Origin of the sequence: Vibrio sp. S234-5, assembly GCF_000960595.1 — a bacterium.
Classification (GTDB): Bacteria; Pseudomonadota; Gammaproteobacteria; order Enterobacterales; family Vibrionaceae; genus Vibrio.
Map to the genome: position 1 here is coordinate 40375 of NZ_JZAM01000142.1, position 13610 is coordinate 53984.

General features: G+C 46.7%; 10 protein-coding genes, 1 pseudogene and 1 CRISPR repeat array. Of the genes and pseudogenes, 10 read left to right on the forward strand and 1 reads right to left on the reverse strand.

Going from position 1 to position 13610, the window contains the following annotated elements; all coding sequences use genetic code 11:
• Positions 1 to 248: 248 nt before the first annotated feature.
• On the forward strand, positions 249 to 890 hold the full coding sequence (fabR, locus tag UF06_RS06110; RefSeq protein WP_045569654.1) for an HTH-type transcriptional repressor FabR: 642 nt from the start codon (positions 249 to 251) through the stop codon (positions 888 to 890).
• Positions 890 to 1261 (forward strand): YijD family membrane protein, encoded by a 372-nt coding sequence (locus tag UF06_RS06115; protein WP_045569655.1) that lies wholly within the window; start codon positions 890 to 892, stop codon positions 1259 to 1261. The genes fabR and UF06_RS06115 overlap by 1 nt, the downstream gene beginning before the upstream one ends.
• 89 nt (positions 1262 to 1350) lie before the next feature.
• Here the strand turns inward: UF06_RS06115 and UF06_RS06120 are convergent, their stop codons facing one another.
• Positions 1351 to 2154, reverse strand: a complete 804-nt coding sequence (locus UF06_RS06120; RefSeq protein ID WP_045569665.1) for a MetQ/NlpA family ABC transporter substrate-binding protein — start codon at positions 2152 to 2154, stop codon at positions 1351 to 1353.
• Between the two features lie 290 nt (positions 2155 to 2444).
• On the opposite strand from UF06_RS06120, the gene UF06_RS06125 reads away from it, so the two are divergent.
• The 8 genes and pseudogenes from UF06_RS06125 to UF06_RS23800 all read left to right on the forward strand — a co-directional run.
• Positions 2445 to 3239, forward strand: a complete 795-nt coding sequence (locus tag UF06_RS06125) for a WYL domain-containing protein (protein ID WP_045569656.1) — start codon at positions 2445 to 2447, stop codon at positions 3237 to 3239.
• 114 nt (positions 3240 to 3353) lie between these two features.
• Complete coding sequence (gene cas1f / locus UF06_RS06130) at positions 3354 to 4343, forward strand: type I-F CRISPR-associated endonuclease Cas1f (RefSeq protein WP_045569666.1); 990 nt, start codon at positions 3354 to 3356, stop codon at positions 4341 to 4343.
• Positions 4340 to 7714 (forward strand): type I-F CRISPR-associated helicase Cas3f, encoded by a 3375-nt coding sequence (gene cas3f, locus UF06_RS06135; protein ID WP_045569657.1) that lies wholly within the window; start codon positions 4340 to 4342, stop codon positions 7712 to 7714. The genes cas1f and cas3f overlap by 4 nt, the downstream gene beginning before the upstream one ends.
• Positions 7714 to 9264, forward strand: a complete 1551-nt coding sequence (locus UF06_RS06140) for a type I-F CRISPR-associated protein Csy1 (protein ID WP_242401992.1) — start codon at positions 7714 to 7716, stop codon at positions 9262 to 9264. The genes cas3f and UF06_RS06140 overlap by 1 nt, the downstream gene beginning before the upstream one ends.
• Positions 9261 to 10148, forward strand: a complete 888-nt coding sequence (csy2, locus tag UF06_RS06145; RefSeq protein ID WP_045569658.1) for a type I-F CRISPR-associated protein Csy2 — start codon at positions 9261 to 9263, stop codon at positions 10146 to 10148. Before UF06_RS06140 ends, csy2 begins: the two co-directional genes overlap by 4 nt.
• A gap of 11 nt (positions 10149 to 10159) precedes the next feature.
• A complete protein-coding gene (gene csy3 / locus UF06_RS06150) occupies positions 10160 to 11203 on the forward strand; it encodes a type I-F CRISPR-associated protein Csy3 (RefSeq protein WP_045569659.1) in 1044 nt (347 codons plus the stop codon).
• A gap of 9 nt (positions 11204 to 11212) precedes the next feature.
• On the forward strand, positions 11213 to 11851 hold the full coding sequence (gene cas6f / locus UF06_RS06155) for a type I-F CRISPR-associated endoribonuclease Cas6/Csy4 (RefSeq protein ID WP_045569660.1): 639 nt from the start codon (positions 11213 to 11215) through the stop codon (positions 11849 to 11851).
• Between the two features lie 155 nt (positions 11852 to 12006).
• Positions 12007 to 12574: a CRISPR direct-repeat array (repeat unit 28 nt; unit sequence GTTCACTGCCGCACAGGCAGCTTAGAAA).
• A gap of 107 nt (positions 12575 to 12681) precedes the next feature.
• A pseudogene (locus UF06_RS23800) lies at positions 12682 to 13610 on the forward strand (IS66-like element ISVch7 family transposase); the annotation flags it as partial.

Sequence of the window (13610 nt, forward strand, 5' to 3'; positions counted from 1 at the left end):
AGCGAGATTTTAACTGATTATACCAGCAGGTAAACAGCGCGCTCGGTAGAGAGTGGATGTGATCACGCACATTACCGCAAAAGGGGCGAATGCCATGTTGCAGGTCTCCAAAATGAAGACAAGGGATTGCATAACCGGCTCTGCCGGTAGTAACGTGCATGCCGTGCAGAGTCTATGACTTATCGGCACGCGCGATTCGCGTTATATTAGCGGCCAGAGACTAAAACAGAACAAGAGCAAACGTCATCATGAAGTCAATGGGTATCCGCGCGCAGCAAAAAGAGAAAACTCGTCGCTCCCTTATCGACGCGGCCTTCAGCCAACTGAGCGCTGATCGCAGTTTCTCCAACCTCAGCTTGCGTGAAGTGGCCAGAGAGGCGGGCATCGCACCCACTTCGTTTTACCGCCACTTTAAAGACATGGACGAGCTTGGCCTGACCATGGTGGATGAAGGCGGATTGCTGCTGCGCCAGCTGATGCGCCAAGCGCGCCAACGGATCGCGAAAGAGGGCAGTGTGATCAGAACGTCGGTCGAGACGTTTATGGAATTTATTGAGAGCAGCCCGAACGTGTTTCGCTTGTTACTGCGAGAGCGCTCAGGCACTTCCGCGGAGTTTCGCGCCGCGGTTGCCCGCGAAATACAACATTTTGCCGCTGAGTTGACCGAATACCTCACCAGCACCGGGATGAGACGTGATGAAGCGCTTGCTCAGGCAGAAGCGTCAGTCATCTTAGTGTTTAGCTCAGGGGCTGAAGCTTTGGATTTAGATCGACGTGAACGCGACGAACTCGCCGAGCGTCTGATCATGCAACTGCGAATGGTCGCCAAAGGGGCGTACTGGTATCGCAAAGAACGTGAACGTAACCGATTAAAAGGTGAAATAGAATAATGTCGAATGAAAACAAAGCGCTTTCGCGCAGATCTGAAAATAAAACCCTCGTATTGGCACTGATAACGGGAGTGTGTGGCAACGCCATTCTTTCTTGGTTGACCATGAGTGAAGTCACTTTCTCGATTTTTCCGCTGATCGCCTTGGTGCTGGCCGTTCAAGCGCTTTACCAAGAGTATCTCAACCATCCAGTGTCGGAAGACATTCCGCTAGTGGGCCTAGCGTGCTTCTTTGTTGGCGCCTTTGGTCACTCGGCGTTTGTTAAAGCGCAATATCCAGAGGCGGGCTCAAACTTCTTTGCCATCATGGTAGCGCTAGTGCTACTGGCTTGGATTGGCAAAAAGCTCGGCTACCTGCGCCGCGCCGCATAAGATTCGGTGAAATCAGTGAATAAAAAACGAGCCAAGCGGCTCGTTTTTTATTGTAGGTAGAAGTTGGACGCTTACGCTCACCACCCCGTTTAAAACGCGGGCTCGATGGTGCCATTAAAGGTTGTGGCTAAGTAATCTCGAATCGTTTGTGACTGGTAGATTTCGACAAACTTTTTATAGTCAGGGTTATCTTTGTTTTCCGCTTTGGTTGCGATAACCATGACTGCCAATGCTGCATCTTTAGGTTCTAGATAAATGGCCTTCTCTTTGGGATTTAGCCCTGAAGACATCACGTAGTTCATGGTAATCGCAGCGGCATCCACATCGCTCAACGTTCTGGGCAATTGTGCCGCATCCACTTCGATAATTTTGAAATTTTTGGGGTTGTCCACAATGTCATTGATACTGGCTTTATGCCCCACATTCTCCTTTAGAGTAATCAGCTTAGCTTCTTGAAGCAGCAATAAACCACGTCCTCCGTTGGTTGGGTCGTTAGGAATCGCAATGCGTGCATTTTGAGGCAAATCGGACAAGGATTTTACACTGTCCGAGTAAATCCCCATACGCATCAAAATCGATTGCCCGATGGACACTAAGTCTGCGTTGCGGCTTTGATTGAAGTTAGTGAGAAAAGGCAAATGTTGATAGCTGTTTATATCAATACTTCCGTCAGCGAGTGCCGCGTTGGGTGTAATAAAATCGGAAAACTCGACAACTTGAACATTCAAGCCATGCGCTTTTGCTTCTTTGGCAACGGCTTCAACGACTTGTGCGTGCGGGCCGACCGTTGCCCCCACTTTGATGACTCTCGCTTCCTCTTGGCCGCACGCGGTTAAGCCTAGCATCGTCGCTGCGATGACCAATGTTTGTAATGCTCTCTTTTTCACCTTCATCTCCATTTATTGCTGGGCATCTGGCCGTCTGGAGCTCTATTTTTGCTGTGAGCGTTACATTTATCAAGCGCTTTATTTAGTTGTTTTTGTTCTAATTAATGCATCTCTGTTGCGCTGCTTTGATTTGACAGCGATAGCGCTTTAGCGGCCTGTGACCAATGTTCCTCGTGTAATGTCGAAATTATCACGAACACATCTGATTGATTATGCTACCTTATGCGCATTGTTAGACGATAGGCATATTCAGCGTGACCATACACACTCTTCAAGAACGGCATCGGTTTTTAGAAATGCTTGCCTTGTGGCAAGGCTATGTTCGCAACAAAGATTTGGTCGATCAGTTTTCGATTACCCGCCAGCAGGCCTATCAGGATATCCGAGCCTACCAAGAGCAACATCCTGAACGGTTAAAGAAGATGGCGTCTGGCCCTTATCAATTTAGCGCGCAATATCTCTTTGATGCCCCCAAACACTCGCTCGAGCATTATTTGCAGTGGTTCAGTACGGGTCAGTTTTATGCGCCTCAGTCATCATTCAATGCCGCGCTGGGTGAGCACTGCTCCGTTCCACAGCGTTATGTCGCGCCGCAGGTTATTGCCGCGCTAACGGCAGCGATTCGTCAGCAAAAACGCCTTGAGCTTGGCTATGTGTCACTGTCCAATCCCGAATGGGAAGGGCGAATTTTCCACCCCCATACCTTGGTTAAAACGGGTTTGCGTTGGCATGTTCGTGGTTACTGTGAAAAATCGCAGGGCTATCGCGATTTGGTCTTAAGCCGCTGCCGCGGTGATGCTGAGTTACTCGATGCTTCACAGCGCACCAAAGAGGATGATCGGGTTTGGAATACGCAGGTGGATTTAATTTTTGCCCCTGATCCACGCTTAAATGACGAGCAAAAAGAAGTCATCGCCCACGATTACCAAATGGAAAACGGACAACTGCGCATAACCACGCGCGCAGCATTGGTCGATTACCTACTCAAAGAGATGCAAGTCAAAACCCACTATCTCGAAGGCACGCCAGAAGCCCAACAACTGATTTTGGTTAACCCACGCGACGTCAAACCTTGGTTATTTGAACGTTAATACTCAGCCAAACCACGCGTAGGTAAAGTCACTTTACCTGAATAAATGCGCAGGATTGAGCTTAGGAAACAGATGCATAAAGTAGATGCATAACCGTCAAGCATGGATCAAGTTATGGACGATCTCTCACCCTCCGATCTTAAAGTCATCCTGCACTCAAAGCGCGCCAATATGTATTACTTGGAATATTGCCGTGTGATGCAAAAAGATGGCCGCGTGCTCTACTTGACCGAAGCCGACAAAGAAAACCTCTACTTCAATATTCCGATTGCCAATACCACAGTGTTGATGCTCGGCAACGGTACTTCAATTACTCAAGCCGCCATGCGCATGCTCTCACAGGCTGGCGTATTGGTCGGATTTTGTGGTGGCGGTGGCACGCCACTGCACATGGCTTGCGAGGTGGAATGGTTCACGCCACAGAGTGAATATCGCCCAACAGAATACTTACAAGGCTGGCTCTCATTCTGGTTTGATGATGAAAAGCGCTTGGCCGCCGCCAGACAATTTCAAAACGCACGGATTGATTACTTGCAGCGTGTTTGGCGATCAGACCGAGAATTAACCCATGAGAAATTTAATCTGCAAGATGAAGTAATAAAGCAATCCCTTGATACCTTTCACCAACGTACTGAAGCCGCGAGTAAACAATCCGATCTGCTCCTCACCGAAGCGCAACTCACCAAAGCCCTGTACAAGTACGCCGCCAATAACACAGGCAAAGAAGGCTTTACGCGTCAGCATCAGCCGGATAAAAAATGCACCGACAAAGCCAACGATTTTCTCAATCACGGCAACTATTTAGCCTACGGGCTTGCGGCAAGCTGCCTGTGGGTGCTGGGCATTCCGCACGGCTTTGCCGTCATGCATGGCAAAACCCGCCGTGGTGCCTTGGTATTTGATGTCGCGGACTTAATCAAAGATGCCATTGTGCTGCCGTGGGCGTTTGTTTGCGCCAAAGAGAACGCCAGCGAACAAGAGTTTCGCCAACAAATTCTGCAAGCCTTCATCGAGCACAAAGCGCTCGACTTCATGTTTGACACAGTGAAACACGTCGCACTGCAAGGTAAATACGAAGAAGAGCGGGAGGCACACCAATTATGATGGTCACCTTTGTTAGCCAATGCGAGAAAAATGCCCTCAAGAAAACCCGTCGTGTACTGGATGCTTTCGCCAACCGCATTGGCGATAACACCTGGCAAACCCTCATCACGGAAGAAGGGTTACTTACGGTGAAAAAAATGCTGCGCCAAACCGCCAGCCGCAGCACCGCTGTTAGTTGCCACTGGATCCGCTCTCGTTCGCGCAGCCAGTTTTTGTGGGTGGTGGGTAACAAAAAGAAATTTAATGCAGAGGGATACGTGCCAGTAAACAGTACAGAGAAAGACCTGTTGAACAGTGAATTTGAAAACGATTGGAAATATTTACCTCTGATTAATGCGATCACTGGCATGGCCGCTTTGCTGCACGATTGGGGTAAAGCCTCTTTACTTTTTCAGGAAAAGTTAAACCCAGAAATTAAAACCAAGCATAAAGGTGACCCGCTACGTCATGAGTGGATATCTTGCTTGCTGTTTCAACAATGGATCTCTAATCAAAATTATGAACGTCTTGATGAGGTTTGGTTAAACGCACTCATAAATCAAGGGATTGATGAAACTTGCTTTAACACCAAGGTGTTACAAAAAGAGAAAGCACTTGCCGAATTGCCGACAGCGGCGGCTTTGATCGCTTGGCTGATCGTTTCTCATCACCGCCTGCCTCTACCCAAAGAGAAAGACTTGTGTGATAGACAACGAGAAGCTGATAACTCGTCGTTGGCGGATTTACTTGCCAGAATTACCCCAGCATGGGGTTATGAAAACCGCTTTGATGAGTACAACGCGCTGCTGCCGAAATGTTTTGAATTTCCGTTAGGTCTGCTCTCTAATTCCTCGATTTGGCTTGCCGAACTTAAACGTCGTGCCAAGGATCTATTGCATCATCTACCTTTACTCGATCAGGCAATCAATGATGGTAGTTGGCGAGGGATTCTACACCATGCTCGTTTGTGCTTGATGCTAGGTGACCACTATTACTCTTCACAGCCTAATGATCATCAATGGAAAACCTCGATAGAGCTGTACGCTAACACCGATCCCAGCACCAAAGCACGTAAACAAAAGCTGGATGAGCACTTAGTGAATGTCGCTAAAGTCGCAGTGAACACAGTGAAGTTACTGCCGTTTTTTGAAACCGAGCCGCTCAAAGCCACCGAGCTCAGCGAGCTGGTACCTAAGGCCAACACGCCTAAAGCATTCCGTTGGCAAGACAAAGCGGTACGCAAAATCAATGAGTGGCGTGAACACACGGAAGATAAAAGCCAAGGTTATTTTGTAGTGAATATGGCCAGTACCGGCTGTGGCAAAACCATCGCCAACGCCAAAATTATGCAGGCGCTCTCGGAGGATGGTGAAAGTCTGCGTTTTATTCTCGCACTTGGTTTGCGCACACTCACTTTGCAAACCGGAGACGAATACAAAGAAAGACTCAAACTGCAAGAGAGCGATTTAGCAGTGCTGATTGGCTCTAAAGCCATTTCTGAGTTGCATAAATCGGGTAAGGCGGTTGAAAAAGACGACATTGAACCTGAACAAGCGGATGCTGGTTCTGAGTCTTTGGAGAGTCTTCAAGATGAAAACGATGTCCTAGATTGGCAAGGTGTGCTACCTGAAGAAGAACTCACGACTGTTTTAACCAAAGAAAAAGACCGAAAACTTCTGTATGCCCCAGTACTGGTGTGCACCATCGACCACATCATGGCCGCGACCGAAACCAAGCGTGGTGGACGCTATATTCTGCCCTGTTTACGTTTAATGTCATCCGACTTGGTGATTGATGAAATTGACGACTTTACCGGTGATGATCTGATTGCGATTGGCCGATTAGTGCATCTGGCAGCCATGCTGGGGCGCAAAGTGATGATTTCCTCTGCCACCATACCGCCGGATTTAGCATTGGGTTTATACAATGCCTATCGTCAAGGATGGAAAGTCTTTGCTGCCAGCCGTGATCGAGTTAGGACTGTTAATTGTGTTTATGTCGATGAATTTAGCGCTGATGTTCAGATGGTGGGCAGCGATGATGCTGATTTAGCTGCCTATGATGCTTTCCAGCAACGCTTTGTGTCTAAACGCGTTGATAAGCTAAAACAGCAAGACGCGAAGAGAAAAGCCAATATCATTCCATGCATTAAACATAATGAGCAACCGCTGGAGGAACAGTACTTCGAGACAGTGAAGCAAGCGGTTTTAGCCAAGCACCAGCACCACAACACGTTAGAACCAGAAAGCCAAACCAGGGTGTCGTTTGGCGTGGTTCGGGTGGCCAATATTCAACCTTGCGTCGAGTTAACCCAATATTTACTCAGCTGTGATTGGCCTGCCGATACCGAAGTGCGTTGCATGGCTTATCACAGCCAGCAAGTGATGTTGCTGCGTCATGCGCAAGAAAAGCATTTGGATGAAGTACTCAAGCGCAAAGAGAAAGCGGGTGAACTGCCGAGTGCTTTTGCTCATCCAGTGATCCGCGAACACCTAGCGGCTTGCCAAGCAAAAAACCTGATTTTTATTCTGGTGGCAACCCCAGTTGAAGAAGTGGGACGCGATCATGACTTTGACTGGGCGGTGATTGAACCCTCATCTTTTCGTTCGATTATTCAAATGGCAGGTCGGGTACGCAGGCATCGCGATGGCGAGATTAAAGAGCCCAATATTGGCTTGTTGCAATACAACGTTAAAGGCTTTAAAGGGAGAGATGAACGAGTATTTAATCATCCCGGTTATGAAACAGACAGCGCCACCCAGCTCGCCACTCATGATTTATCTGAGCTGGTGGATGAAAAGTCGCTGCTGCAAGCGGTTAATGCCATTGTCCGTATTCAAAAGCGAGCAGTGCTAGAACCGCGCAACAACTTAGCGGATTTAGAGCACTTTGCCACCGCGAAAACCCTTGGCACTGAGCAAATTGGCAAACAACAGCAAGCCAATATCAGCCGTCAGGATAGATACAACCGTAACCGACGCACCAGTTCACCGCAGTCATGTTGGCATGAGCATCTGCATGGTCATATTCACGGCTATTGGTGGCTGACCGCACTGCCGCAATACTTCAAACGCTTTCGTAAAAGTGAACCCACAGTGCAAATCTACTTAGTCAAAAAAGCGCGCAGCATCGAGTTTTGTTTGCGTGAAGAGCAGGGCGGTTTACACCCGATTGAACGCACCTTGAATATTGAACATCTGCCGCTGGCACCAACGCAACAACAGAAGCTTTGGCTACAGCGTGATTACAGTGAGTTAGTCAGTTTATACAGCACAAGCACTGAACAGGAGTTCGCCACCTCAGTGCGCTATGGCGAAATCAGTTTTGTCTACCGTGAAGGTAATCAGCAATACAGCTACAACGACCAACTAGGGTTGGTTAAGGTCAAATAATGGAAAATGAAAAGTGTGAAATAAAACAAAATCTAGACAGGCTGATAAAAAATAGGCCGGATCTAGTATTTAAAAAAAATGACAAGAACGGTAAAGCAAAACCTGATTATTTTAAGGTCTTAGATAGGGTATTGAGACATAGCCTGCAGAGTTATTTGCCTAAATCAGTTTCTGAGTGTGATGCCTGTCTATTGATGATTAGCTCTATTACTGAAGGAGCGACAACATTTAAATTTGAGAATGCTTTTAAATTTATGTGTGAAATTTGTCATCCTAAATTGGATGAGCTGTGGAGTTTACTTGACATTTCTAGTGAGGAAGCAGAAGTTTTAATTGAACTTTCAAAATGCTTTTTTGCTGAAAGATTAGAAGCATATTTCTTATTTAAAGATGGGATGGCGCATGATGAGATTACTAATTTTGAAGGCGAAGCTGTAGCAGGATTAATCGAAAAAGTTGCACAAGACAGCAAGCATGGCACTGTGGTTAGTCACCCTTCTAAAATGAGTCATCCTGCTTGTAAGTATCCGCGAGTGTATTCTACGGATTTTAAAAAATCTCAAGATGGTTATCTTAGAAGTGGTAATGCGGAGACATTTTTTGATTTACATATCAATGCTACTCAATTGAAGGTCTACAAATTCCTGTCTTTGAAAATAAACGACGTTTATATTTTAGAACACTTAAAAAATTCTAATGTCGCATTGCTTGCCGAAACATTCGGACTTAGTAGAGCGTTTTTTGAGAATATTGTGAACATGTTTACTGAGTGCATTTATTCGCAATCTGTTGACACTGATAGGTTTGTAAAACAAGTTTATTTTCCTATTGGTTTTGAGCAGTACCATCAACTTTCTCTGTTAACACCTGCTGGTTTGGTCTTCAATATGAAAGCCAAAATTGATTGGATTACCAGTCGTTCACCTCAAGCTTACTCTGGGAAGAAAGCTAGAAAGAACAATGATTATCATGAACTGGGTTACAAAACGTTATCGGATCTTACGGTAACAAAGCATGGCGGTGATCATCCCAAGAATATTTCTGGCTTAAACAATAAACACCAAACTTATTATTTATTATCTTCCAAACCACCGGAGTTAACACCTCGCGATATTCGTCTGCCGAGAACGGATTTTTTCAAAGAGAGTTTTAACGCTTGGCAAGCCAAAGAGGTGCTTGAATCGCTGCATCGACTCTTTCTCACCGACTACAACAACATCAATATCCGTGATGGGCGCGACTACCGCATTCAGCAATACGTTGATCTGGTGATTGAAAAAATGTGGCAAGTACGCCTGTTTCTTGAAGAGTATTCCGGTGAATTATCGAGTGCGTTGCCGTTGGAGCAAAAAATCTGGCTCTATCCAGAGTTTGCAGAGCAGCGTCAGCAAGAGGATGAGTGGCTCGATAAAATCACTCGCCACATTGCCCGTGGCTTAATCAACCACTACACCCGCAGCAAAGTGATCGCCAGTCCCGTCACATTGGCAGACCAAGAGCTGCTGGCGATAGAAAAGGTGGTTGCCAGCAATAAGGAGAACTTGCGATGAACGTATTGATTTTACCGCATTTAAAAATTCACAACGCCAATGCACTTTCAAGCCCCTTTACTATTGGCTTTCCGGCCATGACGGCATGGCTAGGCTTTGTGCATGCCTTAGAGCTCAAGCTGAACCAGGCTGGGTTATCCGAACTCATGCTGCACAGTGCTGCGGTGGTGAGCCACCGTTGTGATGTACAAACTCATAAAGGCGAAGGTGACTTTGTTTATTCAATTATCGGTACTGGCAATCCACTCGATAAGGATGGTTCGCGCTCGGCATTTATCGAGGAAGCACGCTGTCATTTAGATGTGTCCCTTGTCATTGAGTGGAGTGGCAATGAAGATCAAGTTCAGCAGCCAGACTTTACCGAGCAGTTGCAAGCAGTGATCGCGACGATGAAAGTCGCAGGAGGCGACGTTCTTGCCGTTGGCAAGCCCTCAGTTAAATCGGTGATCACTGAGGATGATACTGGCAGAGTTCTGCGCCAATTAATGCCAGGCTACGTGCTGATCGAACGCCGCGATTTAATGATTGACGCCATGCAGCAAGGCGCCGACGCAATAGATGCGCTGCTGGGTTACCTCACCGTACACCACCATTGTGAGCAGCTTGAAGACCAAAGTGTTGGTTGGCATAGCCAGCGCAAGACGAGTGGCTGGATTGTGCCGATTGCCACTGGTTTTCAGGGTATCTCACCATTAGGTGAAGCAAAAAATCAGCGCGATCCATCAGTGCCGCATCGCTTTACCGAAAGTGTGGTCACACTGGGTGAATTTGTCATGGTGCACAAAATCAAACATCTCGATGACATCCTTTGGCAATACCATCCCGATTTAGAAAACGATCTTTACCTTTGTCAGCCAGTTAACGCTATCAACGAACATCAATAAGGAACAACCTCATGGCTAAAAATAACGACACCGCTTCAGTATTAGCATTTGAAAAAAAATTGGTCCCATCTGATGGTTACCTCTTTGGATGCCAATGGGAAACCAAAGCGCAAGCAACGCCATTAGCCCTGCAAGAGAAATCGGTACGCGGCACGATTTCTAATCGCTTCAATAAGAAAGACGCAGGTGATTTCACAAAAGATCCAGCTAAACTCGATGCAAAAGTTGAAAGTCCAAACTTGCAGCGAGTGGATGCGTGTGCGTTGGGGCAGGATCACGATACTTTGAAGCTACATTTCACACTCAAAGTATTAGGTGGGCTTGCCCAGCCTTCTGCGTGTAACAATGCGCTGTTCAAACAAAGTTACAGTGCTGCGGTCGCGCAGTACATTGCCAAACATGGTTGTGTTGAATTGGCAAAACGCTATGCCACCAACCTTGCCAATGCCCGCTTTCTATGGCGTAACCGCGTTGGCGCAGAAGAGATTGAAGTGCACGTCAAAGCCTTGAAAAAAGGCGCAGAGCAAACTTGGACCTTCCTTGCCAAACAATTCAGCACTCGGCACTTTGATCATAATGACTCTCAGCTTGATAGCTTAGCGCAACGCATTGCCGAAGTACTGGCCAGTGACGCCGATCATTTGATGCTGCAAATTGACTGCTACGCTAAAGTGGGTAAAGCACAAGAAGTTTACCCCAGTGAAGAGTTAGTGCTCGATAAAGGCAACAGCAAAACCAAGAAAAGTAAAATTCTGTATGCAGTTAATGAGCATGCTGCGATGCACTCTCAAAAAATTGGTAACGCACTGCGCTCAATTGATACTTGGTACCCAGATTATGCATCTGAGGAGCAAAGTGCAGGAGCCATTGCGATTGAACCCTATGGCGCAGTCACAAACTTAGGTAAAGCGTTTCGTACCCCTAAAGACAAGCAAGATTTTTACACCTTCTTCGATAAATGGGCGCGTGGTGAAAGCTTGCCCCGCGAAGAAGATGAGCATTACGTCATGGCGGTATTGGTGCGTGGTGGTGTATTTGGCGAAAGTGACAAATAGGTGGCAGTGATGAACTACTACCAAGAGATCACTTTATTGCCAGATGCCGACATTGCCTTGGGCTTTCTTTGGCAAAACGTCTTTCAACAAGTGCACATTGCCTTGGTGGAGCACAAAGTGGGAGGCAACCAATCTTTGGTTGCGGTCGGTTTTCCTGATTATCGCCAAGCGCAATTTCCGCTCGGCAGTAAGTTGCGTCTATTTGCTAAAGATCAGGCGACACTGGAAAATTTGGATATCCACCGTTGGCTAACTCGGCTAGAAGACTATGTGCATATCAAAGGGTTCAAGCCCGTACCAAACGATGTAACTTACGTAAGCTTTGTACGCAAGCAGGTGAAATCGCCCGAGCGAATAGAGCGGGATATGCAGCAAAAAGCCGCACTATGGGCAGCAAAATCTGGCAAACCGCTGGTGGAATGTTTAGTGGATTTGCAACAAAGCAAGCCGACAGCGTTGTGCACCTTGCCGTTTATTTACTTGCATAGCCAGCAAACCAAGCAACGTTCACCAGAAAAAAACAGCAAGTTCCCGCTGTTTATTCAGATGCAGCCGCAAAGCACATCACAAGATGGGAGCTTCGATTGCTATGGTTTAAGTAGCAAAGCGAATGGGCAGTCAATATTGGCGACCGTACCGCACTTTTAAATTGAACGAAAAAGGGTAGTTTTTACCCTTTATTTTTGCTCTTTAAAAATGTGCTTTAAATACAAATAGTTGCAATAGGTGGGTTTTAACAAGGTAAAAAGATGATTTTTATCCTAACATTCTGTTGCAGCTTATTTTTATCGGTTTATTCTATTGTTCACTGCCGCACAGGCAGCTTAGAAATTTTAAAATAAGGGGCCAAGAGTTACGTTGGCGTTCACTGCCGCACAGGCAGCTTAGAAATCACTACCGCAGACATACCCGACCGAATTAACGTTCACTGCCGCACAGGCAGCTTAGAAAAGAGTTAGTTCAGCAGCTTGAAGCCATTCTTGGTTCACTGCCGCACAGGCAGCTTAGAAACATACTAAATACCAGATTTGTGACTTTGTTCAGTTCACTGCCGCACAGGCAGCTTAGAAATCTGGGATTAGCTCTTTGCACTCAGGCCAAACGTTCACTGCCGCACAGGCAGCTTAGAAATTTTGATGAACCCTGAAACAGACAAGTATGAGGTTCACTGCCGCACAGGCAGCTTAGAAAATTGTGATGACTCACTAGCAGCGCGTGGCCGTGTTCACTGCCGCACAGGCAGCTTAGAAATTCAGAAGAATAAAAAACAAACCCCTCGCTTGGTTCACTGCCGCACAGGCAGCTTAGAAAAACTACATCCTGACAAACGGGCTAGGAAAGTCGTTCACTGCCGCACAGGCAGCTTAGAAATTGTAAACTTTCACCAGCACCGCATTGACAGCAAAAAAAGTGTGATCATTAGCACTGGATCCCATTTTGCCTATTGAGTGATCATTCCTAGCGTTCATGCTGACTGCATGACTAAGAAAAAATCAAAATTCTCATCCTCACCACCTATTGCCTCAGACATTAACGAAGCGAATGCGTTGATATCCGAGTTATGGGAACAGTTGCGCCATTACGAAGATAGGCTAAAAACCAGCAGCGCTAATTCCTCTAAATCACCATCATCCGATGGACCCAAAGAGCGGGCTGAACGAAAAAAGCTCAAAGCTCTAGTGGTCGCCATCCGAGAGGAGCTAAACAGGGTCACGAAGGGCATAAACGACAACTCTCAGAACTAAAAGGATCCGATACGGTTGTTGATTGTTACCCCGAAAGCACATGCCCTTGCTGCGGTGACGCTGACCTCAAAATGAGTGACAAACCATTTTATCGCCACCAAGTTCATGAAATCCCAGCGCCACGTATCGACATTACCGAATATCGGCTCTATTCAGGTAAATGCGTGCAATGTGGGGAGGCCGTGAAAGCCCAGAAACCTAGCGATATCCCTCAAGGGATAATGGGGCCAAACCTAATGAGCCAAATCGCCATACTGGCTGGTCAATATCATCTCAGTGTCCGAAAAATACGCTCACTACTGCAAGAGCAGTTTGGTACCACTTTCTCAGTGGGTGCCATAAGTGAAGCGCAAAGCCGCATTGCTTCTATGCTGACGCCACTGCATCAAGCTATCAAAACCAACATACAATCTGCGCCACTGGTCCATGTAGATGAAACGTCGCACTCTAGAAATGATGAGAAGCGTTTGCGTTGGTGCTGGCTAGTGGCAAGCGAGGATTTAGTCTATGAAAAAATCCTTTACTCTCGTTCAATGCATTCAGCAAAAACGGTATTGGACTCAGACTATTGTGGCATTGTGGTCAGTGACCAATATAGCGGTTACAACTGGCTTTCTCCGGACAGACACCAACTCTGTTGGGCGCATGTCATTCGCAATCTA

Coding starts and splice junctions, on each gene's coding strand:
- fabR (WP_045569654.1), top strand. CDS start 249: ATGAAGTCAATGGGTATCCGCGCGCAGCAAAAAGAGAAAACTCGTCGC.
- UF06_RS06115 (WP_045569655.1), top strand. CDS start 890: ATGTCGAATGAAAACAAAGCGCTTTCGCGCAGATCTGAAAATAAAACC.
- UF06_RS06120 (WP_045569665.1), bottom strand. CDS start 2,154: ATGAAGGTGAAAAAGAGAGCATTACAAACATTGGTCATCGCAGCGACG.
- UF06_RS06125 (WP_045569656.1), top strand. CDS start 2,445: ATGCTTGCCTTGTGGCAAGGCTATGTTCGCAACAAAGATTTGGTCGAT.
- cas1f (WP_045569666.1), top strand. CDS start 3,354: ATGGACGATCTCTCACCCTCCGATCTTAAAGTCATCCTGCACTCAAAG.
- cas3f (WP_045569657.1), top strand. CDS start 4,340: ATGATGGTCACCTTTGTTAGCCAATGCGAGAAAAATGCCCTCAAGAAA.
- UF06_RS06140 (WP_242401992.1), top strand. CDS start 7,714: ATGGAAAATGAAAAGTGTGAAATAAAACAAAATCTAGACAGGCTGATA.
- csy2 (WP_045569658.1), top strand. CDS start 9,261: ATGAACGTATTGATTTTACCGCATTTAAAAATTCACAACGCCAATGCA.
- csy3 (WP_045569659.1), top strand. CDS start 10,160: ATGGCTAAAAATAACGACACCGCTTCAGTATTAGCATTTGAAAAAAAA.
- cas6f (WP_045569660.1), top strand. CDS start 11,213: ATGAACTACTACCAAGAGATCACTTTATTGCCAGATGCCGACATTGCC.